This is a genomic window from Streptomyces carminius (assembly GCF_002794255.1).
Lineage (GTDB): Bacteria > Actinomycetota > Actinomycetes > Streptomycetales > Streptomycetaceae > Streptomyces > Streptomyces carminius.
The window spans coordinates 42,382-65,373 of sequence record NZ_PGGW01000019.1 but is presented as its reverse complement, the minus strand read 5'-3'; the positions used below and the strand labels follow the sequence as shown (position 1 = coordinate 65,373).

Here is a 22,992-nt window from a genome sequence, read left to right as displayed (position 1 = left end):
GCCGGAGCCATCGGCCGCCGCCCTCAGCTCACCCCGAGCCCGTCCAGCGCCCGCACCAGGCGGTCGGTCGTCTCCCGGTCCCGTACGGCCAGCCGCAGCCACCGCCGGTCCAGCCCGGGGAAGGTGTCCCCGCGGCGCACCGCGACGCCCACCCCGCGCAGCCGCTCCCGCAGCACCGCCGCCCCGGGGTGCCGGACGAGCACGAACGGTGCCCGGGGATCCGGGGTCGCGGCGTCCAGCTCGCCGAACTCCGCGAGGCGGCCGGTCAGATACGCCCGGTCCCGGGCGGTGCGCCGCGCCGCGTCCTCGGCCTCGGCCAGTGCGGCCGGAGCGCAGCACGCCTCGGCCGCGGCGAGCGCGGGGGAGGAGACCGGCCACAGCGGCTGGTGCCGGGCAAGCCGGGCGACGGTCTCCGGATGGGAGAGCACATAGCCGATCCGCAGTCCGGCCAGCCCCCAGGTCTTGGTCAGGCTGCGCAGCACCACCACCGGGCCCGGCAGCTCCATGACGAGGGGGGCCAGTGACTCGCGCTCGCCCGGCACCGCGTCGATGAACGCCTCGTCCACCACCAGGATCCGGCCCGGCCGGGCCAGTGCCGCCAGCGCGGACGCCGGGTGCAGCACGGAGGTGGGGTTCGTCGGATTGCCGACGACCACCACGGGTGCCCCGGACGGCACGAGGGCGGGATCGAGCCGGAAGCCGTCCCGTCCGTCCAGCAGGACGCGCTCCACAGTGTGGCCCGCGTCCCGCAGGGCCGCCTCCGGCTCGGTGAACTGCGGATGCACCACGACCGGGCGGCCCGTACCCGCTCCGCCCGCGGGCAGTGCCCGGGCCAGCAGGACGAACGCCTCGGCGGCACCCGCCGTCAGCAGCACGCACTCCTCCGGCAGCCCGTGCCGGGCCGCCACCGAGCGCCGGGCCGACCGTCCGTCCGGATAGGCGGCCAGCCCCGCCAGGGAGGCGGCGATCCGCTCGCGCAGCCAGCCGGGAGGCGTACCGGCGCGGACGTTGACCGCGAGATCGAGCAGTTCCGCCCCGGCGTCCCGGACCTCCGCGTCGCCGTGGTGGCGCAGGTCGTGCGGATCGGACGGGCCGGCCGGGCGGTGCGGGGCGCGCGGTGCGCTCACCGGTTCAGTGGGCATGGGCGTGCCCGCCGTGGTGATGGTGGTGCCCGTCGTCGTCCGGGTGGTGGTGCGGCTGCTGCGGCAGGCCGACCTTGTCCTCGAAACCGGGCAGGGCGACACGGTGGACGCAGGAGTCGCAGTTCATCCGCAGATCGCCCGCCAGCGCCTCCGTGTACCGCTCCCACACCAGCTCCGCCAGCTCCCCGACGGGGCCGATGACCTCGGCGCAGCGCACCTCGGTCTCCGGATGCGCCGCCGCCCAGCCCGCGGCCTGCATCCGCACCCGGTCCGGCAGGACGCCGGTGAACAGGAAGTACGGCAGCACCACGATCCGGCGGGCGCCCAGCCGGCGGCAGCGCTCCAGGCCGGCGGGGACGTCGGGCGCGGCGAGCGAGACGAACGCGGTCTCCACACCCGCGTAGCCGCGGCCCTCCCACAGCAGCCGGGCCGCCTTGTGCACCTCGGCGTTGGCGTCCGGGTCGGTGGAGCCGCGGCCCACCAGCAGCACGGTCGTGTCGGCCCGGTCCTGCGGGGAGCGGCCCGGGCCGCCACCCAGCGCCTCGTCCACCCGGCGCTCCAGCACGTCCAGCAGCGCCGGGTGCGGGCCCAACGGGCGGCCGTACGCGAAGGAGGTCCCCGGATGGCGGAGCTTCTCGCGGGCCAGGGCCGCCGGGATGTCGCCCTTGGCGTGCCCCGCCGAGACCAGCATCAGCGGGACGGCGGCGAAGTTCCGCACCCCCCGGCCGACCAGTTCGGCGACGGCGTCCGCCAGCGGCGGCGGGGACAGCTCGATGAACCCTCCCGCGACGGGACGGTCGGGTCGCCGCTCGCCGAGGTCGCGCACCAGGGTGCGGAACGCCTCGGCGCCGGAGTCGTCGCGGGTGCCGTGGCCGACGAGGAGCAGGGCGGGCGGGGTGGTCACAGGCTCTCCTTGGTGGTGCCGGGACGGGAACGGGTGGGGGCGGGCGCCGTGTACAGCAGCGCGTTGAGGGCGGCGGCGGCGACCGCGCTGCCGCCCTTCTCCGAGACGTTGCTGACGGCCGGCAGCCCGCCGGCGCGCAGTGCCGCCTTGCTCTCGGCCGCACCGACGAAGCCGACGGGCAGTCCGATGACCAGGGCGGGCGCCGCGGCCAGGTCGAGCAGTTCGAACAGGGCGGTGGGCGCGCAGCCGATCACCCACACCGCGCCCGGTCCGACCTCCTCGTAGGCCAGCCGCACCGCGTGCGCCGAACGGGTCAGACCGGGGCTGCCCGAGGCGTCGGCGAGACGGCACACCGTCTTCCGGCGGGTGATACCGGCGGCGACCATCTCCACGTCGACCACCACCGGCGCACCGGCGTGCAGGGCGGCGTGCGCTCCGCGCAGCGCTGCCTCGTCGGTGACCAGGTCCTCGGCGTACGCCAGGTCGGCGCTGGAGTGGACCACCCGTTCCACCACGGCCCGGGTCAGCGGGGGCAGGTGCGAGGTGTCCAGCCGGGAGCGCAGGACGCGGTACGACTCCTCCTCGATGGGATGGACGGCGCGGGGCGCCGGAGGGGCCGGACGGGCGGGGGGTGTCAGGGGCTGCGGGGATGTCACGGTGCCTCCTCGGGGGTCTCCGCGCGGTTCTCCGTGCGGTGCTCCTGACCGCTCTCTCCCGGGGCGGCTCCTGGGGCGCCTCCCGGGTCGGCGGTCTCCTCGATCGCGTCGACCGGGCACACCTCGACGCACTCCAGGCAGCCGGTGCACAGCTCCGCCCGCACCAGCAGCGTGCCGCCGAGCGGACGTATCGCGTGGACCGGGCAGGTCAGCAGGCAGGCTCCGCAGCCCGCACAGCGCGCGGTGACGGCCACGGGCGCCACCGGGGCGGTACGCGTCGCGCGTGTCACGGTGCCTCCTGCCAGCGGTAGCCGCGGGGGGTGACCATGCGCCCCGCGACGGTGCGGGTGGCGGTGTTGCCGACGGTCACCACGGTCATCATGTCGACCGCGGCCGGGTCGAGTTCCCCGAGCGTGGTGACGGTGACGCGCTCACCGGGCCGGGAGGCGTTGCGCACCACACCGACCGGTGTGTGCGGGGCGCGGTGCTCCGCCAGCAGGGCCAGGGCCCGGGGGAGCTGCCAGTCGCGGCCCCGGCTGCGCGGGTTGTAGAACGTCACCACCAGGTCGGACCCGGCCGCCGCCCGCACCCGGCGCTCGATCACCTCCCAGGGCGTGTGCAGGTCCGACAGGCTGATCGAGACGTGGTCGTGGCCCAGCGGCGCGCCCAGCAGCGCGGCGGCGGCCAGCGCGGCGGTGACGCCGGGGACCCCCACCACCTCGATGCCGTCCGGGGCCTCGGCCAGCGCGGGGGAGGCCATCGCGTACACCCCCGCGTCGCCGCTGCCGACCAGTGCCACGGCGTGGCCCGCGCGGGCCTCGGCGACGGCGGTGCGGGCGCGCTCCTCCTCCGCGCCGAGGCCGGAGGCCAGCACCCGGGTGCCCGGGCGCAGCAGGTCGCGGATCTGGTCCAGGTACTGGTCGAGGCCGACGACCACCGAGGCGCGGCGCAGTTCGTCGCGGGCGCGCGGGGTGAGCAGATCGCGGGCGCCCGGGCCGAGGCCGACGAGTGCCAGCCGGCCGCGCGGCCGCCGCCGCGCCACGGCGCAGGTCGCCATCGCCGCGCGCCCCTGGACTTCCGACTTCCGTTTGGGGACGACCAGTTCGGCGCCCGTGCCGCAGGCCAGCAGCGCGGCGGCCTCGGCCACGCTCGGGGTGCCCACGGCGGCCAGCGGGGCGTCGGACGGATGGGGGACGGGCACGGCCGCCAGCGCGGCGGCGGGGTAGGTCCGCACCGGTACGCCCAGGCGCCGGGCCGCCTCGGCGATACCGGGCTCGTCCGCCTTGGCGTCCACGGTGGCCAGTTCGGCGACGCTGCGGGGGGAGAGCCCGGCCTCGGCCAGCGACCGCCGCACCAGCTCGGTGATCTCGTCGGCGGAGGCGCCCCGGCTGGCCCCGACCCCGACGGCGAGGGTGGCCGGCCGCAGCACGGCGGTGCGGCCGGCGCGTTCCTCCGGCGCCGTCGGCACTTCCGGCACCGGGGCGCGGTCGGTGACCAGCAGGGTGTGGCCGCCGCCACCGGCACCTACGTCACTCTCGGTGGCGTTGTCGGTGGTCTCGGTTACGTTGGGTGGCAGTGCCGGGAGAGGGAGGGCGACATGCCGCACCAGACGTACGGGCTCACCGTCGAGGATCGCCCGCGACACCGCGGCGACATCGCCCTCGACGGGCAGGCCCAGGGTGTCCAGCCCGGGGATCCCGGCGGCGTCCGTGGCGGTGGTGACGACGGGGCGGCAGCCGGGCAGGGCCTCGGCCACCGCGTGCGCCAGCTCGTTCGCGCCGCCCGCGTGACCGCCCAGCAGGGCCACCGCGTACTGCTGCGCCTCGTCCACGCACACCACGCCCGGGTCGCTCTCCTTGCCGGTGAGCAGTGGGGCGAGGAGCCGTACGGTCGCGCCGGTGGCCAGGAAGCAGACGAGCCGGTCGCACTCGGTGAAGGCCCGGGCGACCGCCTCCCGGGCGGTGCCGGGGGGCTGTGCGGCGCCGTCGGTGCCGCCGGTGCCGCCGTCCGTGTCGTAGACTCGGGTCTCGTCCGGCCAGGCGGCGGCCAGCCGGTCGCGGGCGCGCCGCCCCGCGGCGGTGACGGAGACGAGACCGATCGGGCCTTTCGGGGCGTTCACGCGGGTGCTCCTTCGGTGGTGGGGCGGGTGCCCCACAGGACGAAGACGGGGTTGCCGGCGGCGAGCCGGGTCACCTCGCCGGGCAGCGGGGACAGCCGGGAGGACTGCAGCAGCACACCGTCGGCGACCAGTCCGGCGGCGCCGAGGGCGGCCCGTACGGCGGGCACCCGGTCCAGCGCGGCGAGCGTGACGACGACGGTCCGGCGGGCGCGGCGGGCGCTCAGGGAGACGATCGACTCCAGCTCCCGGCCCCCGCCGCCGACGAACACGGCATCGGGATCGGGCAGGTCCGCCAGCGCGGCGGGCGCGGCGCCGTGCACGGTCTGGACGTCCACACCGTGGGCGGCGGCGTTGGCCCGGCAGCGTCCGGCGCCGTCCGCGGCGCGCTCCACCGCGATCGCCGCCGCGCCCAGCCGTGCGCACTCCACCGCCACGGAGCCGGAGCCCGCGCCGATGTCCCACACCAGGTCGCCGGGGCCCGGGCCGAGCCGGGCCAGGGCCAGGGCCCGCACCTCGTACTTGGTGATCATCGAGTCCCGGTGCGCGAAGGCGTCCTCGGGCAGCGCCCAGCCGGCCGGCGGCCGCGGCGGCCCGGCGAGCGAGCGGGCCGCGGGGGCCAGGAGGCGGTCCTCGTCCAGACACAGCACCACGTTCACCGTCTCCGGCCAGGTCCGGGCGGCGGCCTCGGCGGGGGAGAGGCGTTCGACGCGCTCGCCGGCCGTGCCCAGCGCGCTCGCCACCACCAGGGTGCGCCGCAGCCCGGTGCCGGCCAGGGCGGCGCCCAGCTCGGCGGGCCCCGCACCGGGGCCGGTGAGCACGGCGGTCTTGGGACGGGCACGGCAGACGTTGACGGCGGTACGCGGATCGCGACCGTGTGCGCTGACCACGGCCGCGTCGTCCCACGGCAGCCCGGCGCGGGCGAAGGCCGCGGCGACGGAGGGCACGGCGGGCCGCACGTCCAGGGCGCGCGGACCGAACCGCTCGGCGAGCGCCCGGACGATCCCGAAGAACCCGGGGTCGCCCGAGGCGAGCACCACCACCCGCCCGCCTCGTCCGCCCGGCCCGCCGTCCCCGGCGCGGGCCGCGGTGAGCCGCTCGCCGATCGCGTCCAGGGCGGGGGCCAGCGGGCCCAGCACCACACGCCGTACCTCCGGCGGGATCCCGGCGGCCTCCAGATGGCGGCGGGCGCCCACGGCCAGGGACACCTCCCGCCAGTCCGGGCCGCCGGGCGGCGGACCGGCGGCCGTCACCGCCCCGGCGGTGCCGGTGCCGGTGCCGGTGCCGGTGCCCACGACGGTGATCACGGCGGTCATGGCAGCAGCCCCCCGCCGTCGCTCCCGCCTCCGGAGTGCCGGGCGATCACCGCTCGGCCCGTGAAGTCCACCAGGGCCGCCTCCGCCGTGATTCGCCGGTCCGTGAAGCGCTCCAGCACCTCCACGACACGGCGGCACAGCTCCTCTCCCGCGGAGGGCAGCAGGCCGGCGGCGTCCCACAGCTCGTAGGCGTGGCGGGCGGTGTTCGCCACCGCGACCTCCTCCGCCACCGGCTCCGGCCCGCCCACCGCGCGGGTGACGTCCGCCAGGACGGCGGTGTCCACCTTCGACCTCGTGTAGTGCGTCATCAGCACCCCGGAGGCCAGCTTGGTCAGCTTGCCCACCATGCCGACGAACACCACCCGGCCCATGCCGTGCTCCACGGCCCGCCGCAGCGCGGCGCCCGTGAAGTCCCCGACCTCGACGAAGCACACCTCGGGGAGCCCGGGCAGCAGCTCCATGGCGCCCTTCTCGGTGCGGCCGCCGGTGCACAGCACGACGGCCGGGACGTTCTGCGCGGCGGCCACCGACACCGCCTGCTCGACGCTGGCGCGCCAGGAGGCCGTCGAGAACGGCCGGACGATCCCGGTCGTGCCCAGGATGGAGATACCGCCGAGGATGCCGAGCCGGGCGTTGGTGGTCTTCCGGGCGCGCTTCTCGCCGTCCGGCACGCTGATGGTGACGTCCACCCCCCGTACCGCGACGTCGACGACCTCGCCCACCGCCTGGCTGATCATGGCCCGGGGGACGGGGTTGATGGCCGGGCCGCCCACCTCCAGACCGAGCCCCGGCCGGGTGACGACACCGACGCCGATCCCGCCGTGCAGCTCGATGCCGGGCTCGTCCCGCCAGCTCACCGTGGCGGTCAGCAGCGAGCCGTGGGTGACGTCCGGGTCGTCGCCGGCGTCCTTGACCACCACCGCCTCGGTGCGGCCCGGCCGCAGCCGGGCCGAGCGCTCCACCGCGAACGTCACCCGCCGCCCCGACGGCAGCGCGACCTCCACCCAGGGCTGGGGCTCTCCGGTGACCAGGTGCAGCGCGGCGGCCCGGGCCGCCGCCGAGGCGCAGGTGCCGGTCGTCCACCCGGTGCGCAGCGCCCTCGGCCGCTGCTTGGCGGTACGCGGCAGATCCGGCTCCCGCAGCTCGGGCACCTGTCCGGGTTCCTGTCCGGGCCCCCGCTCCGGTCCTGGTCCGGCCGCCGGACGTGGTTCCTCACTCACGGCGCGGCTCCGCCTCCCGGGCCGCCCGCAGCGCCCGGCGGGCGGCCGGGTCGGCGCGGCGGTGGCCGTGGAAGTGTCCCGGATGGTAGAGGTGCGAACGCGTACCGGAGGCGGCCAGCGCGGGCCCGACCAGGAACAGCGTGTGCTTCCACAGCCGGTGTTCCTTGACGGTCTCCTCCAGCGTGCCGACCGTGCAGCGCACCACCAGCTCCTCCGGCCAGGTCGCCTGGTGGGCGATCACCACCGGGGTGTCGGCGGGGTAGCCGCCCTCCAGCAGTTCCACCGCCAGCTGCCCCGAGCGCGCCGCCGACAGGAAGACCGCCATGGTCGTGCCGTGCCGGGCGAACTCCCGCACCTCCTCGCCGGGCGGCATCGGCGTCTTGCCGCCGCCGAGCCGGGTGAGGATCACCGACTGGGCGACCTCCGGAATCGTCAGCTCCCGTCCCACGACTGCCGCCACCGCCGAGAACGACGACACCCCGGGGATGATCTCCACCTCCACGCCCAGCTCCGTACAGCGGTCCACCTGCTCCTGGGTGCCGCCCCACAGCGCCGGATCGCCGGAGTGGATCCGTGCCACCCGCAGCCCCTCGCGGGCGGCACGCGCGTAGACGGCGGTGACCTCCTCCAGGGACATCGACGCCGAGTCCAGGATCTCCGCGTCCGCCCGGGCGTGCTCGAGCACCTCCTCGCGCACCAGGCTGGCCGCCCAGATCACGACGTCGGCCTCGGCGATGGCGCGGGCGGCGCGGAAGGTGAGCAGGTCGGCGGCCCCGGGCCCGGCTCCCACGATGGTGACCCTGCCGCCGCGGGGCGCGCCGGACGTGCCGGTGCCGGACTGCTCGGTGGGCGGTGTGCCGGTCACAGTTTGCCTCCTCGGCTCTCGCGGCGGGCGGGGGCGATGAGGGTGGACAGATAGGGCAGTCCGGTGCTTCCGGGGGCCGGTTCCGCCGCCAGCTCGGCCGCGGGGCGGATCGACTCCTGGGGCAGCCCCAGCGACGAACCCCACACCGCGCCCTCGGTGCGGCCCGTCTCCCGCAGCGCGGCGGCGACCTCGCCGGCCAGCCGCCCGAACTTGTACGCCACCACCGTGCCCGGCCCCTTCAGGGCCTCCTTCAGCACCGCCGTGCCCGCCGTCACCGGTACCAGTGTCAGCGGCTCCGTCCCCTCGGTGAGCACCGCACCGCTGCGCGCGGCCAGGTCCTGCATCGCGGTGATGCCCGGCACGGTCTCCACGGCGGTCCCGGGCACCAGGGCGTCCACGGTCTGGGCGAGATAGGTGAAGGTGGAGTAGACGTTCGGGTCGCCGATCGTGGCGAAGGCCACCGTGCCGTGGGCGCGCAGCAGCTCCGCGACGCGCTCGCCCGCCACATCCCACGCAGCCTCCCGGCGGGCCCGGTCCTCGCGCTCGTTGAGCGCGAAGACCACCCGTACGACCTTCGCCGGCGCCACGTAGTGCAGCACGGTGGCCTCGGCCCGGCCCGTGCCGGCGCCCGCCAGGACCGGCACGACCACCACGGCAGCCGCGCGCAGCGCGTTCACCCCCTTGACGGTCACCAGCTCCGGATCGCCGGGACCCACCCCGACCCCGACCAGCCGCGGTTCGCGCGCGCCACGGTCACTGTCCGTGCTGCCCGTACCGGTCATGCGGCATCCCTCCCGACACACCTGTTGACGAAGCGCCGGGCGACGGACGGCTCGGCGGCCCAGTGCACATGCAGATACGAGGCATGCACACCGCCCTTCACAAAACCCTCGACACGCCGTTCGGGGCGGTTCGCGGCCCGGGAGCCTCTCCAGGTCAGCCCCCACGCGGGCGCCGTACCGGGCTCCGCCCCGGCCGGTGGTTCCACCGCGGTGCGGTGGAACTCGTGGCCGCGCACCCGGGTACCGGCGGCGGCCAGCGCGCTGTCGCCCACGGCGACCGCCTCCCGGTAGCCGAGGGTGAGCCGCCCGGTCATCCGGGCGGTGACGTCCAGCACCCCGCACATCGGTGCCCCGTCCAGCTCCCTGGCCAGGTACAGCAGCCCGGCGCACTCGGCGGCAACCGGCGCCCCCGAGGCGGCCAGCCGCGCGACGGCCGCGCGCAGCGGCTCGTTCGCCGACAGTTCCGGCGCGTACACCTCCGGGAAACCGCCGCCGACGACCAGCCCGGCGGTCCCCGGCGGCAGCGCGGTGTCCCGCAGCGGGTCGAAGACGGCGACCTCCGCACCCGCCGCCCGCAGCAGTTCGGTGTGCTCGGCGTAGGAGAAGGTGAACGCGGGCCCGCCCGCCACCGCCACCACCGGCCGTACAAGCGGCGCGGACTCGGCGGCCGGGGGCGCCCACGGCTCGTCCGGCAGCGGCGGCGCGCTGTGCGCCACGGCGAGCAGCGCCGTCAGGTCGCAGCCCGACCGCACCTGCTCCGCCAGTGCGGCCACCGCTCCGGCCGCCTCCGCCCGCCGTTCGGCCACCGGCACCAGACCCAGGTGCCGGGAAGGGGTGCGCACCTGTTTCGCACGGCGCAGCGCGCCCAGTACCGGCACTCCCGAGGCTTCCAGCGCTTCGCGCAGCAGCTCCTCGTGGCGGTCGGAGGCCACCTTGTTGAGGATCACCCCCGCAAGGCGCACCCGCGGGTCCCAGGACGCGAAGCCGTGCACCAGCGCCGCCACCGAGCGCGACTGCGCGGAGGCGTCCACCACCAGCACCACCGGCGCCCGCAGCACCTTCGCCACCTGCGCCGTCGAGCCGAGCTCACCCTCTCCCGCCGCGCCGTCGTACAGCCCCATCACACCCTCGACCACGGCCAGGTCCGCCCCGGCGGCCCCGTGCAGGAACAGCGGCGCGACGCGCTCCGGCCCGCACAGGTACGCGTCGAGGTTGCGGCCGGGACGGCCGGTGGCCAGCGCGTGGTAGCCCGGGTCGATGTAGTCCGGGCCCACCTTGTGCGGGGAGACGGCGAGACCGGCCGCGGTGAAGGCGGCCATCAGCCCGGTGGCGACGGTGGTCTTGCCGCTGCCCGAGGAGGGCGCGGCGACGACCAGCCGGGGGACGGCGGTACCGGCCGTACTCATACGGTGCTCACCACCCGGTCACCACTCGATGCCCCGCTGGCCCTTCTGGCCCGCGTCCATGGGGTGCTTGACCTTGGTCATCTCCGTGACCAGGTCGGCGGCCCCGACCAGCTCCTCCGGCGCGTTCCGCCCCGTGATCACCACGTGCTGGGTGCCGGGCCGCTCCCGCAGCACGGAGACGACCTCGCCGGTGTCCACCCAGCCCCAGTGCATCGGATAGGTGAACTCGTCCAGCACGTACAGCCGGTACGTCCCGGCCGCCAGATCCCGCTTGACCTGCTCCCAGCCCTCGCGCGCCGCCTCCTCGGAGGACTCGATGTCGCGCTGCACCCAGGACCAGCCCTCACCCATCTTGTGCCAGGTGACGGCACCGCCCTCGCCGCTGTCGCCCAGCACGCGCAGCGCCCGCTCCTCGCCGACCCGCCACTTGGCGGACTTCACGAACTGGAACACCCCGATCGGCCAGCCCTGGTTCCAGGCGCGCAGCGCCAGCCCGAAGGCGGCCGTCGACTTGCCCTTGCCGGGCCCGGTGTGCACCGCCAGCAGCGGGCGGTTGCGGCGCTGGCGCGTGGTGAGCCCGTCGTCGGGCACGGCGTTCGGCTGTCCCTTGGGCACTACGCGGCCCTCCCTCGGCTCCGGTTGGGATTCTGTGCGGAACGGACGAGCCCGGCGACGGCGTCGGCGCGCAGCTCCTCCAGCGTCACCGCCGGGCCGTCCAGTTCGGCGGCGAGCGCGCCCGCCAGCCCGAGCCGCACCGGCCCGGACTCGCAGTCCACCACCACCGACGCGGTGCCGTCGACGGCCAGCAGCCGCGCCGCCTGCCGGGCCCGTGCGACGGGCTCGGGGCCGCCGGTCGCCCGCCCGTCGGTGACGGCGACCAGCAGCGCACGCCGCGCGGGATCGCGCAGCCGCTCGATCCGCAGCACCTCGCGGGCCTTCAGCAACCCGGCGGCCAGCGGAGTGCGGCCGCCGGTGGGCAGCGACTCCAGACGGGCGGCGGCGGCGTCCACCGAGGAGGTCGGGGGCAGGGCGACCGCGGCGTCCGCACCGCGGAAGGTGACCAGGCCGACCTTGTCACGGCGCTGGTAGGCGTCCAGCAGCAGGGACAGCACCGCGCCCTTGACGGCGCTCATCCGCTGCCGGGCGGCCATCGAGCCGGAGGCGTCCACGACGAACAGCACGAGGTTGCTCTCCTTGCCCTCCGTGTGGGCCTCCCGGAGATCGTCCCGGCGGAGCACCAGCCCCGGCCCGGAGCGTCCCCGAGCCCGCTGGTGCGGGGCGGCGGCCCGGACGGTCGCGGCCAGGTGCAGTCTGCCCAGCGTGCCGCGCGGGCGCCGGGCGCCGGTGGTGCGGCCCTGCGAGGTACGGGCCCGCGAGCGCCGTCCGGCCGCGCCCTCGCCCACCCCGGGCACGCTCAGGGACCTGGCCCGGAACGGCTCGCCCGCCCGGGCGGGGGCCTGCTCCCCGGCACCCCCGCCCCGGCCACCGGTCTCCTCGTCGCCCCGGGACTGCCCGGGCACGGACGGCTCCGAGTGCTCCGGGGGCGCTGAGGGGTCCGGAGGCGCTGGGGGACCGTCCTGCGGCGGCTGCCCGCCACCGCCGTCCCCACCGCCGTCCCCGGGACCACCGGGGCCGCCGTCCGGTCCGTCCGGATCCGGCTCCTCGTTCCCGCCGCCGTGCTGCCGCAGCGTCTCGTCGAGCTTCTCCTCGTCCAGACCGGGCGCGTCGAAGGGATTGCGGCGCCGGCGGTGCGGCAGGGCCAGCAGCGCGGCCTGCCGCACGTCCTCGGCCGCCACCTCGGTGCGCCCCGCCCAGGCCGCCAGCGCGGTGGCGGTGCGCGCCATCACGATGTCGGCCCGCATGCCGTCCACCTCGAACGCGGCGCAGGTCGCGGCGATCTGCCGCAGCGCCGCGTCGCCCAGCCGTACCTCCGGCAGCAGGGCGCGTGCCGCCGCGATCCGCTCCCGCAGCGCCGCCTCCTCACCGGCCCAGCGGGCGGTGAAGCCGGCCGGGCCCGCCTCGTACGCCAACCGCCGCCGCACCACCTCCATCCGCTCCCCGGTCTCCCGGGAGGCGGTGACCTCCACGGTCAGTCCGAAGCGGTCCAGCAACTGCGGGCGCAGCTCGCCCTCCTCGGGGTTCATCGTCCCCACCAGCAGGAAGCGGGCGGCGTGCCGCACCGAGACGCCCTCGCGCTCGACGTGGGAGGCACCCATCGCGGCGGCGTCGAGCAGCGAGTCGACGAGGAAGTCCTGCAGCAGGTTGACCTCGTCGACGTAGAGGACACCCCGGTGGGCCCGCGCCAGCAGGCCCGGCTCGAACGCCTTGACCCCCTCGGAGAGGGCACGCTCGATGTCGAGCGCCCCGACCAGCCTGTCCTCCGAGGTGCCGACCGGCAGCTCCACCAGGCGCGCCGCCCGCGCGGTGCCCCGGCCCGTCTCGTGCGGGCCGTCCGGGCACCGCGGGTCCGGCCGGTGCGGGTCACAGGAGAAGCGGCACTCGGGCACCACCTCGATGCGGGGAAGCAGCGCGGCGAGGGCCCGCACCATCGTGGACTTCGCGGTTCCCTTCTCGCCGCGCACCAGCACGCCGCCGACCGCGGGACTCACCGCGTTGAGCAGGAGGGCGAGCCGTAGATCGGCCATTCCGACCACGGCGCTGAAGGGGTAGGGGACGTTCATGCTGTCTTCCCTCCGTCGGGTGAACGAGGGGCGGAGTGCCGGACGTTCGGCACGGGACCGCGCGCAGTGGCAGGGCTCGGGCCCGCGCCTGCGGGGACGGTCCGCTGTGCCACGGCCGTCCGGTGGAACCGCTCCTGTGCTCCCCGTGCCCGCGGGGCCGAGGCGGGGGCGCTCACTCCTCCCCCTCCAGGTCGCCCTCGAGTTCGAGGTAGATCTCCCGGAGCCGGTCCAGGGTCTCCCGGTCCGGCTCCGCCCACAGCCCGCGGTCGGCGGCCTCCAGCAGCCGCTCGGTGACGCCGCGCAGCGCCCACGGGTTGGAGCGCTTCATGAACTCCTGGTTGGTCCCGTCGAAGACGTACTCGGCGGCGAGCTTCTCGTACATCCAGTCGTCCACGACCCCGGCCGTCGCGTCGTAGCCGAAGAGGTAGTCCACGGTGGCGGCCATCTCGAAGGCGCCCTTGTAGCCGTGCCTCCTCATGGCGCTCATCCAGCGCGGATTGACCACCCGGGCCCGGAAGACGCGGTGGGTCTCCTCGCCCAGCGTCCGCGTCCTCACCTGGTCGGGGACGGCCGAGTCGCCGATGTACGCCTCGGGTGAGCCGCCGGTCAGCTGCCGCACCATGGCGACCATGCCGCCGTGGTACTGGAAGTAGTCGTCGGCGTCGGCGATGTCGTGCTCGCGGGTGTCGACGTTCTTCGCCGCCACCTGGATGCGGCGGAACGCCGTCTCCATGTCGCCGCGCGCCGGGCGGCCGTCCAGGCCGCGCCCGTACGCGTAGCCGCCCCAGACCGCGTACACCTCGGCCAGGTCGGCGTCCGAGCGCCAGTTGCGGGCGTCGATCAGCGGCAGCAGCCCGGCTCCGTACGCGCCCGGCTTGGAGCCGAAGATCCGTGCGGTGGCCCGGCGCCGGTCGCCGTGCGCGGCGGTGTCCTCGTCGGCGTGGGCGCGCACGTAGTTGGACCCGGCGGGCTCGTCGAGTTCGGCCACCGTCCGTACCGCGTCGTCCACCAGACCCACCACGTGCGGGAAGGCGTCCCGGAAGAAGCCGGAGATGCGGACGGTGACATCGATGCGCGGCCGGCCCAGCTCCTCCAGGGGCACGACCTCGAAGCCCGTCACCCGGCGCGAGGCGTCGTCCCACACCGGGCGGCAGCCCAGCAGCGCCAGGATCTCCGCGATGTCGTCGCCCTGGGTGCGCATGCAGGAGGTGCCCCACACCGTCAGGCCCACCGACCGCGGGTACGCGCCGTGGTCGGCCAGATGGCGGGCCAGCAGGGAGTCCGCCAGCGCGGCGCCGACCTCCCAGGAGAGCCGGGACGGGATCGCCTTGGGGTCCACGGAGTAGAAGTTGCGGCCGGTCGGCAGGACGTTGACCAGACCGCGGGTCGGGGACCCGGAGGGACCGGCCGGTACGTAACCGCCGTCCAGCGCGTGCAGCACGTTGCCGATCTCGTCCGCCGTACGCGCCAGCCGGGGCACGACCTCGTCCGCCGCGAACTCCAGGGCCCGCACCGCCCCCGGCACCCGCTCGCCCAGCACCTCGGCGGTCACCTCGCCGATCGCCTCCCGCGCCCAGCCGCGCGCCTCCATGCCCGCCACCAGCCGCCGCGCCAGGTGCTCCAGCAGGTCGACCGCGTCGGAGGCGGTGCGGGAGGGCCCGTCCGCGAGCGCCGTCAGGGCCTTCGGCACCTCGATACGGGCGCCCGGCTCGGCCAGCAGCCCGGCCTCCGTCAGACCCACGTGCTCGGCCAGCACCGCCCGCAGCCCCGGCAGCGCGCCGCCGACACCGCCCCACATCTGCGCCGAGCGCAGCACGGCCAGCACCAGGTTGACGCGCGGCTCGCCCACCGGCCCGCCGCCGAGGACGTGCAGTCCGTCGCGGATCTGCACGTCCTTGATCTCGCAGAGCCAGCCGTCGATGTGCATGACGAACTCGTCGAACTCGTCCTCGTCCGGCTGCTCCTCGACGTGCAGGTCGCGGTGGAGCTCGGCGGCCCGCACCAGGGTCCAGATCTGGCCGCGCACCGCCGGGGCCTTGGCCGGATCCAGGTCGGACACCAGCGCGTACTCGTCCAGGAGCTGTTCCAGCTTCGCCAGGTCGCCGTAGGAGTCGGCCCGCGCCATCGGCGGCACCAGGTGGTCGACGACGGTGGCGTGGCCGCGGCGCTTGGCCTGGGTGCCCTCGCCGGGGTCGTTGACGATGAACGGGTAGACCAGCGGAAGATCGCCGAGCACCGCGTCCGGCGCGCACCCGGCCGACAGGCCGAGCCCCTTGCCCGGCAGCCACTCCATCGTGCCGTGCTTGCCCATGTGGACCACGGCGTCGGCGCCGAAGCCCCCCTCCGGCTCGGCGGCGGCCAGCCAGCGGTAGGCCGCCAGGTAGTGGTGGGAGGGCGGCATGTCGGGGTCGTGGTAGATCGCGATCGGATTCTCGCCGAAACCGCGCGGCGGCTGGATCATCACCACCACGTTGCCGAACCGCAGCGAGGCCAGCACGATCTCGGCGTTCTCGCCCTCCCCGGTCACGTACAGCGAACCGGGCGGCTCGCCCCAGTGCTCGCACACGGCCGCACGCAGCTCGGGGTCGAGCGCGGCGAACCAGCGCCGGTAGTCCGCCAGCGGCACTCGGGCCGGGGCGGCGGCGAGCTGCTCCTCCGTCAGCCACTCCACGTCGTGGCCGCCGGCGGCGATCAGCCGGTGAATCAGCTCGTCGCCCGTCTCGGGGAGTTCACCGGTCTCGTAGCCGGCGGCCTTCAGGGCCCGCAGCAGCTCCACCGCCGAGGCGGGGGTGTCCAGGCCGACCGCGTTGCCCACCCGGGAGTGCTTGGTCGGGTAGGCGGTGAAGACCAGGGCGAGGCGCTTGCCGGCGTTGGGCTTGTGCCGCAGGGCGGCGTGCCGGGCCGCGATCCCGGCCACCCGCCGGGCCCGCTCGGGATCGGCGACGTAGACGGGCACCCCGTCGGGGCCCTCCTCCTTGAAGGAGAACGGCACGGTGACCAGCCGCCCGTCGAACTCCGGGATCGCCACCTGCATCGCCGCGTCCATCGGTGACAGGGCGGCGTCCGACGCCTCCCAGGCGGCGCGCGAGCCGGTCAGGCACAGGCCCTGGAGCACGGGGACGTCCAGGGCGGCCAGGGCACCGACGTCCCATGCCTCCTCGTCGCCGCCGGCGCTCGCGTCGGCCGCCCGGGCGCCGCCCGCCGCCAGCACGGTGGTGATCAGCACGTCGGCGCGGCCCAGCAGCTCGTACAAGCCCGGCCCGGAGCTCTGCTCCGCCGTGCGGGCTTCGTCTCGGCTCGGCTGCGGGCGGGTGCCGGTCGCTCGTTCCTCGCTCCCGTCCCCCACCCTCCGCCTCGCCTCGGCTACGCCCCGCTCCTCCGCCGTGCGGGCTTCGTCTCGGCTCGGCTGCGGGCGGGTGCCGGTCGCTCGTTCCTCGCTCCCGTCCCCCACCCTCCGCCTCGCCTCGGCTACGCCCCGCAGTGAACCGCAGTACACCGGCAGTGCGTTGGCGCCGTGCTCCTCGATCGCGTCGCACAGCACGTCGACGAAGGCGGTGTTCCCCGACAGCTCGTGCGCCCGGTAGAACAGCACGCCCACGGTCGGCCGGGACGGGTCGGAGCTCCGGTCGCCGTGCACCCCCCATTCGGGCATCGGACGCGGCGCGGCGAAGCCGTGGCCGGTCAGCAGCACGGTGTCGGACAGGAAGCGGGCCAGCTCCGCGAGGTTCTCCGGGCCGCCCGCGACCAGGTACCTCAGTGCCTCGGCGACCACCCCCGCCGGGACGGTGGACAGGGCCATCAGCTCGGCGTCCGGCACCGACTCGCCGCCCAGCAGCACCGTCGGGATCCCGGAGGCACGCAGCGCCTCCAGTCCGTCCTCCCAGGCGCGCCGGCCGCCCAGCAGGCGTACGACGGCGAGGTCCGTGCCCTGGAGCAGGCCGGGCAAGTCCTCCACGGCGTCGACGCGCGCCGGGTTGGCGATGCGGTACGGGGCGCCACAGGCGCGGGCCGCCAGCAGGTCGGTGTCGGCGGTGGACAGCAGCAGTACCGTGCTCATCGAGCTCCCATCGGTCCGTACGTCCCTCGGATCGGTCGTGTCGTTCATGCCGGGGCCGCCGCTCGTGCCGCCGGATCCACCGTTCACGGTGCACCCGGCGGCACGAACGGCAGGCCGGCCGGTGCGCCGTTCTCGATCAGCCGCAGCAGCGCGCCGGTGTCGGCGTGCTCCTCGACCAGATCGCCCAGCCGGTCGAGCTGCTCCTCGCGCAGCGCGGCGAAGGAGGTGCCGGGCGCGGGCACGAACGCCCGGCCCGCGTCGGCGGCCACCCGCCGCAGGAAGGCGCGCCGGAAGCCGTCGCTCTCCAGCGACCCGTGCCAGTGCGTGCCCCACACCGCGCCCGTCCGGCAGCCGTCCAGGAACGGCTCGTCCCCGCCGGCCACCTCGGCCACGCCGTGGTGGATCTCGTAGCCCGTCACGGGCTCGCCCAGCGCCTCGCCGGCCGGCCGGGCCAGGGTCTTCTCCGCCGCGAAGCGCACCCGCACCGGCAGCAGCCCCAGACCCGCCACCGTCCCGGCGCGGGACTCCACCTCGTCCTCGATCCGCTCGCCCAGCATCTGGAAGCCGCCGCAGATCCCCAGCACCGGGCGCCCCTCGGCGGCCCGGCGGACCAGGGCGTCGGCCAGCCCGCGCTCGCGCAGCCAGGCCAGCGCCTTCACGGTGCCGCGGGTGCCGGGCACCACGGCCAGGTCGGCGTCGGCCAGTTCCTCGGGCCGGTCGGTGAACCGCACCGCCACACCCGGCTCCGCCGCCAGCGCGTCCACGTCCGTGAAGTTCGACATCAGCGGCACCGGCACCACCGCCACCCGCAGCACGTCGCGCCCGTGCGGCGGCGCGACGGCCGACTCGCGCACGGTGCCGCGCAGCGAGACGCGCAGCCCGTCCTCCTCGTCGATGCCGAGCCCGTGCGCGTACGGCAGGACCCCCAGTACCGGCCGCCCGGTCAGTCCCCGCAGCATCTCCAGGCCGGGCTCCAGCAGCGTCACGTCGCCGCGGAACTTGTTGACGACGTAGCCCGCCACCAGCGCCTGGTCCTCGGGGGACAGCAGGGCGGTGGTGCCGAAGAAGGAGGCGAAGACACCGCCGCGGTCGATGTCGCCGACCACCACGACCGGCAGTCGCGCGGCCCGGGCCAGGCCCATGTTGACGATGTCGCCGTGCCGCAGGTTGATCTCGGCCGGGCTGCCGGCGCCCTCGCATATCACCGCGTCATGGGCGCGCCGCAGTTCGGCCAGGCAGTCGGTGACCGTGCCCAGCAGCCGCTCCCGCCGCCCGGCGTGCCAGCCGCGCGCGTCCAGCTCGCCCACCGGCCTGCCCAGCAGCACGACCTGGCTGGTGCGGTCGCCACCGGGCTTGAGCAGCACCGGGTTCATCAGCGCGGTGGGCTCCACCCGGGCGGCGGCGGCCTGCATGGCCTGGGCGCGGCCGATCTCGGCGCCGTCGCGGGTGACGAAGGAGTTCAGCGACATGTTCTGCGCCTTGAACGGCGCCACCTTCACCCCCTTGCGGGCCAGCCAGCGGCAGACGCCCGCCGTGACGACGCTCTTGCCCGCGTCCGAGGTGGTTCCCGCGACCAGCAGTCCGCCGCCCGTCACCGGACTCCCCTTCCGTGCCGGCCGTCGAACCACTTCTCCCGCACCGTCCCGGCGGCGGCGCACACCACCAGCGCCAGCGCGCTCACGCGGCGCGACAGCCGTACCGCCCGCTCGATGTCCGCGGTCCGCACCGGACGGCCGCCGGCGTTCAGCACCGGGCGGTGCTCGACGCGGCCGCCGTACGACAGCGTCCCACCCAGCCGTACACCCAGCGCCCCCGCGAAGGCCGCCTCGACCACCCCGGCGTTGGGGCTGGGGTGGCGGTGGGCGTCGGTGTGCCAGGCGCGGAGCGCGCCGCGCGGGCCGGGACCGGCGAGGGCCGCCAGCAGCGCGGTCAGCCGGGCACCGGGCCACCCCGCCGCGTCGTCCAGCCGGGCCGAGGCCCAACCGAAGCGGCGGTGGCGCGGTGAGCGGTGGCCGACCATCGCGTCCAGGGTGTTGACGGCCCGGAACCCCGCCAGCCCCGGCACCCCGCAGGCCGCGCCCCACACCAGGGCGCCGACCACGGCGTCCGAGGTGTTCTCGGCGACGGACTCCACCACCGCCCGGGCGATGCCGTCCGCGTCCAGGTCCCGCGGGTCGCGTCCGCACAGGTGGGGCAGCCGGGCGCGGGCCGTGCCGAGGTCATCCGCCCGGAGGGCGGCGGCGATCGTCCGGGCCTCGCGTGCCAGCGACGTGCCGCCCACCACCGACCAGGTCGCGGCGGCGGCCAGGGCGGTACGGGCGGCGGGGGAGCGGCGCACGGCCCTCTCCAGCGCCGCGGCGGCGGCCACGGCGCCCCCCGCGCACACGCCGGTGTAGAGCGCGCCCGCGCCGCGGTGGTCGCGCCAGAGCAGTCGCTCGGCGGCCGAGGCGGCGCGCCCGAAGGCGGCCACGGGATGGCCCCGGCGCGGGTCACCGGCGATCAGGTCGAACAGGTACCCGGCCGACAGGCCGAGCGCCGCTGCGGGGACCCGGGCCGCGACGGCGGCCGTACCGGTGGAGCCGGTGGGAAGGGTGCCGGTGGGAAGGGTGCCGGTGCGACGGGTGGTGTGGTCGGCGCGCATCGCGTCAGCCGGCCGTCACACCTCGTACGGTGCCGGTGGTGCGGAGCGGGGGCGGCAACGGGGAAGGCAGGGTGCCCGGCATGGCGGTATGTCCTCACTCAGGGTCCGCGCCCTGGCTCGACGTGACCGGCGGTGAGAGTCTCCTGGCTCCCGGATCGGCGCTGCCCCCGGTCTTCCAGCCCGATGTGCGGGCCGTGACGCCGAGTGGGGGAGCGCTCCCCGGTGACAGTGGCGGGACCGCGCCGGATTCGCACCGGCTTCCTCTCCTGCCGCCGTTTGGCAACGGGCAGTCCACCACGGCCGACCGGACGCGTCAACTCGGCGATGACCTGCGACGGCGCGCTGTGCGCAAGCGCACAGCGGTTGCGCGCCCTCGAACGCCGGAAGGCGCCGGGCGGACAGTGCCCGGCGCCGAAAGGCGCCACCTCTCCCGCCGGCCGGTCCCGCCGGCCGGTCCCGGTCCCGTCGGCCGACGGGAGAGGTGGATTCAGGAGGCGATGATGTAGATGCCGTACGCCACGGCGGCCGCGCACAGGGCGTAGCTGGCCCAGGCGCCGGTGCGGGCGAGGAGGGCGGTGCCGCCCTCCGCCCGCTGGTTGGCGCGGTTGCCGACGATGCCGAGGGTGAAGACGGCCACCAGGCCGATCGTCATCACGAGGCTGACCACGAAGACCTGGCCGAGTGCGGCCCAGTGGATGTCCATCAGTCTCCTAGCGAGGGGATCACCGGCTTCAGCCGGTGGGGGAATCGCTTCCCTGATATCTGATAACTTTTCGTTCGTCCCGAAAGGGATCGGTTCGGGCTGGACCGCGACCTTCGGGTTGGAAGCCCCCCTCCTTCAGGCGGGGGAGCGGAGTCACGAGTGGGGTTTCCTTCTCTGCGGGGCCCTGTTCATGAGGTCTATGAGGGGCTCATGAACAGGGCCCGCGGGGGCTGAGAGGGGCTGCGGGACGCTCAGGAGGCGGGAGCGGAGGCCTTCTCCGCGTGCTCCGTCCGCTCGGTCTCCTCGGCGCCCACCGGGGGCGGGGAGACGGCCTGCGCGGCCGTGGTGAGCACGTCCGGCTCTCCGGCGGTGTCCGTCTCGACGTCGTTGACGTTGGTGTGGTTCACCGGCTCCCGGCGCGAGGCGATCCAGATCGCCACGCAGGCCGCCACGGTGAGAACCATGACGGCGGTGACGCCCCAGTCGCCGCGGGTCGTCAGGAACGCGGCGCCCGCGGCCACCAGGCCGGCGGCCGGGAGGGTCAGCCCCCAGGCGGCGAACATGCGGCCCGCGGTGCTCCACCGCACCACGCCGCCCTTGCGGCCCAGGCCGGAGCCCATGATGGAGCCGGAGCAGACCTGGGTGGTGGAGAGCGCGAAGCCCAGGTGGGAGGAGGCCAGGATGGTGACGGCGGAACTGGTCTGGGCGGAGAAGCCCTGGGCCGGCCGGATGTCGGTGAGGCCCTTGCCCATGGTGCGGATGATCCGCCAGCCGCCCAGGTAGGTGCCCAGCGCGATGGCGATGCCCGCGGAGGCGATGACCCACAGCGGCGGGTCGGCGTCGGCGCCCAGCACCCCGCCGGAGATCAGGGCGAGGGTGATGACGCCCATCGTCTTCTGCGCGTCGTTGGTGCCGTGGGCGAGGGAGACCAGGGCGGCCGAGGCGATCTGCCCGCCGCGGTAGCCCTTGGCGACGTCCTTCTCCTCGGTGCCGCGGCTGATCCGGTAGGTCAGCCTGGTGGCGAGCATCGCCGCGATGCCGGCGACCAGCGGGGCGACGACGGCCGGGAGCAGGACCTTCGAGAAGACCGCGCCCATGGAGACGGCGCCGATGCCGACGGAGGCGATGGTCGCGCCGATCAGACCGCCCATGAGGGCGTGCGAGGAACTGGAGGGGAGACCGGCCAGCCAGGTCAGCAGGTTCCAGATGATCGCTCCGACCAGCCCCGCGAGCACCACCGCGGGATCCACGCCGGCGTCCTCGTTGATGAGCCCTTTGGAGATGGTGGCCGCGACCTCGACGGATATGAAGGCGCCGACGAGGTTGAGGACCGCCGACATCGCCACCGCCGTCTTGGGCTTGAGTGCCCCGGTGGAAATGGTGGTGGCCATGGCGTTGGCCGTGTCGTGGAAGCCGTTGGTGAAGTCGAACACCAAGGCTGTGACGATCACGATCCCGATGAGAAGCGTGATGTTTTCCATTCACCCAGGCAATCAGTCGAAGGGGAGGCGGATACGCGGTGAACGTAGGGTTTCAGGGTGAACGCTAGGTGAACTGAGGACGGCATCGGAGTATCTCCCGGGAGCTGTGTACGCAGGGTGGTGCGCGGTTGTGCGCGGAGTGCGCTCCCCGGCCCTCGCCGTCCGGTTCGCGCCCTCCGAATGCGCCGCGGCGCTACAGTGCTCCGCCGGAGGTGGCACGCATGCGGCGGAGCACTCGGGACCGGCCCCCGGAGTGGGCCCGGGCCTGGCGTGAACTGGTGGCCACGGCCCGCCGTACGGTGACGGACGGGCTGGTCGTGGGCACCTCCGGAAACGTCTCGGTACGGGTCGGTGACACCGTGCTGGTCACTCCCAGCGGCGTCCCCTACGACGAGCTCGGGCCGGACGACCTGTGCGCCGTCGGTCTGGACGGGCGGCAGGTGGCCGGCCGGACGGTCCCCACCAGCGAGCTGCCGATGCATCTGGCGGTCTACCGGGCCACCGGCGCGGCGGCGATCGTACACACCCACGCCGTGCACGCCACCGCCGTCTCCACCCTCGTCGACGAACTTCCGGCGGTCCACTACATGGCCGCGGCTCTGGGCGGCCCGGTACGGGTCGCCCCGTACGCCACCTACGGCAGCGAGGAACTGGCCGCCCACGCCCTGGCGGCGCTGCGCGACCGCAGCGGCTGTCTGCTGCGCAACCACGGCACGCTCGTGTACGGCGGCAGCCTCGGCCGGGCGTACGACGACACCGCCCAGCTGGAGTGGATGTGCCGCGTCTGGCTCGCCGCCGCCGCCGTGCCCGGCCGTACGCCCGCGCTGCTGCCGTCCGGGGAGCTGGACCGGGTCGCGGAGAAGCTGCGCGGCTACGGGCAGCGGGCCCGGGCGGCGGAGGCCACCACCGCGGAGGCCATCACGGAGACCGCGGCGGAGACCATCACGGAGACCGCGGCGGAGGAGGCGGCGGAGGACCCCGGAGTACCCGGCCCGCCCACTCGCCGGACCCGGCCCACTGGC

17 protein-coding genes, 1 pseudogene and 1 riboswitch are annotated in these 22,992 nt (G+C 75.7%); of the genes and pseudogenes, 1 reads left to right on the top strand and 17 read right to left on the bottom strand.

Annotation, left to right across the window (positions count from 1 at the left end):
* Window positions 1-23: 23 nt before the first annotated feature.
* From cobC to CUT44_RS06560, 17 genes are all read right to left on the bottom strand, one after another.
* Window positions 24-1,142, bottom strand: coding sequence for an Rv2231c family pyridoxal phosphate-dependent protein CobC (cobC, locus tag CUT44_RS06640; RefSeq protein ID WP_100201224.1), 1,119 nt, complete (start codon window positions 1,140-1,142; stop codon window positions 24-26).
* A complete protein-coding gene (locus tag CUT44_RS06635; RefSeq protein ID WP_100201223.1) occupies window positions 1,132-2,046 on the bottom strand; it encodes a sirohydrochlorin chelatase in 915 nt (304 codons plus the stop codon). The genes cobC and CUT44_RS06635 overlap by 11 nt, the downstream gene beginning before the upstream one ends.
* Entirely contained in the window at window positions 2,043-2,702 is a 660-nt protein-coding gene (locus tag CUT44_RS06630; RefSeq protein ID WP_233221273.1) for a precorrin-8X methylmutase, read from the bottom strand. Before CUT44_RS06630 ends, CUT44_RS06635 begins: the two co-directional genes overlap by 4 nt.
* Complete coding sequence (locus CUT44_RS06625) at window positions 2,699-2,992, bottom strand: DUF362 domain-containing protein (RefSeq protein WP_100201222.1); 294 nt, start codon at window positions 2,990-2,992, stop codon at window positions 2,699-2,701. Before CUT44_RS06625 ends, CUT44_RS06630 begins: the two co-directional genes overlap by 4 nt.
* Entirely contained in the window at window positions 2,989-4,821 is a 1,833-nt protein-coding gene (gene cobJ, locus CUT44_RS06620; protein ID WP_233221272.1) for a precorrin-3B C(17)-methyltransferase, read from the bottom strand. Before cobJ ends, CUT44_RS06625 begins: the two co-directional genes overlap by 4 nt.
* A complete protein-coding gene (cbiE, locus tag CUT44_RS06615) occupies window positions 4,818-6,125 on the bottom strand; it encodes a precorrin-6y C5,15-methyltransferase (decarboxylating) subunit CbiE (RefSeq protein WP_408646720.1) in 1,308 nt (435 codons plus the stop codon). The genes cobJ and cbiE overlap by 4 nt, the downstream gene beginning before the upstream one ends.
* 5 nt (window positions 6,126-6,130) lie before the next feature.
* Entirely contained in the window at window positions 6,131-7,285 is a 1,155-nt protein-coding gene (locus CUT44_RS06610; RefSeq protein WP_233221271.1) for a cobalt-precorrin-5B (C(1))-methyltransferase, read from the bottom strand.
* Between the two features lie 61 nt (window positions 7,286-7,346).
* Window positions 7,347-8,219, bottom strand: coding sequence for a precorrin-4 C(11)-methyltransferase (gene cobM / locus CUT44_RS06605; RefSeq protein ID WP_100201219.1), 873 nt, complete (start codon window positions 8,217-8,219; stop codon window positions 7,347-7,349).
* Window positions 8,216-9,001 (bottom strand): precorrin-2 C(20)-methyltransferase, encoded by a 786-nt coding sequence (gene cobI / locus CUT44_RS06600; protein WP_100201218.1) that lies wholly within the window; start codon window positions 8,999-9,001, stop codon window positions 8,216-8,218. The genes cobM and cobI overlap by 4 nt, the downstream gene beginning before the upstream one ends.
* Window positions 8,998-10,407, bottom strand: coding sequence for a cobyrinate a,c-diamide synthase (locus CUT44_RS06595; RefSeq protein ID WP_100201217.1), 1,410 nt, complete (start codon window positions 10,405-10,407; stop codon window positions 8,998-9,000). Before CUT44_RS06595 ends, cobI begins: the two co-directional genes overlap by 4 nt.
* Window positions 10,408-10,425: 18 nt before the next feature.
* Window positions 10,426-11,022, bottom strand: a complete 597-nt coding sequence (cobO, locus tag CUT44_RS06590; RefSeq protein ID WP_100201216.1) for a cob(I)yrinic acid a,c-diamide adenosyltransferase — start codon at window positions 11,020-11,022, stop codon at window positions 10,426-10,428.
* Window positions 11,022-13,088 (bottom strand): putative cobaltochelatase, encoded by a 2,067-nt coding sequence (locus CUT44_RS06585; protein WP_100201215.1) that lies wholly within the window; start codon window positions 13,086-13,088, stop codon window positions 11,022-11,024. The genes cobO and CUT44_RS06585 overlap by 1 nt, the downstream gene beginning before the upstream one ends.
* A gap of 172 nt (window positions 13,089-13,260) precedes the next feature.
* Window positions 13,261-17,145, bottom strand: a complete 3,885-nt coding sequence (gene cobN / locus CUT44_RS06580; RefSeq protein WP_100201214.1) for a cobaltochelatase subunit CobN — start codon at window positions 17,143-17,145, stop codon at window positions 13,261-13,263.
* Between the two features lie 83 nt (window positions 17,146-17,228).
* Window positions 17,229-18,740 carry a cobyric acid synthase gene (locus CUT44_RS06575; RefSeq protein WP_100201213.1) on the bottom strand — a complete coding sequence of 504 codons (1,512 nt, stop codon included), beginning with the start codon at window positions 18,738-18,740 and terminating at the stop codon, window positions 17,229-17,231.
* Window positions 18,737-19,786 carry a cobalamin biosynthesis protein gene (locus CUT44_RS06570; RefSeq protein ID WP_100201212.1) on the bottom strand — a complete coding sequence of 350 codons (1,050 nt, stop codon included), beginning with the start codon at window positions 19,784-19,786 and terminating at the stop codon, window positions 18,737-18,739. Before CUT44_RS06570 ends, CUT44_RS06575 begins: the two co-directional genes overlap by 4 nt.
* A 137-nt stretch (window positions 19,787-19,923) precedes the next feature.
* A riboswitch (cobalamin riboswitch) is annotated at window positions 19,924-20,049 on the bottom strand.
* Between the two features lie 224 nt (window positions 20,050-20,273).
* Complete coding sequence (locus tag CUT44_RS06565; protein WP_100201211.1) at window positions 20,274-20,489, bottom strand: hypothetical protein; 216 nt, start codon at window positions 20,487-20,489, stop codon at window positions 20,274-20,276.
* A 251-nt stretch (window positions 20,490-20,740) separates the two neighbouring features.
* On the bottom strand, window positions 20,741-21,970 hold the full coding sequence (locus CUT44_RS06560) for an inorganic phosphate transporter (protein ID WP_100201210.1): 1,230 nt from the start codon (window positions 21,968-21,970) through the stop codon (window positions 20,741-20,743).
* 221 nt (window positions 21,971-22,191) lie between these two features.
* Between CUT44_RS06560 and CUT44_RS06555 the strand changes: the two are divergent.
* Window positions 22,192-22,854, top strand: a pseudogene (locus CUT44_RS06555) (class II aldolase/adducin family protein); the annotation flags it as partial.
* Between the last annotated feature and the right edge of the window lie 138 nt (window positions 22,855-22,992).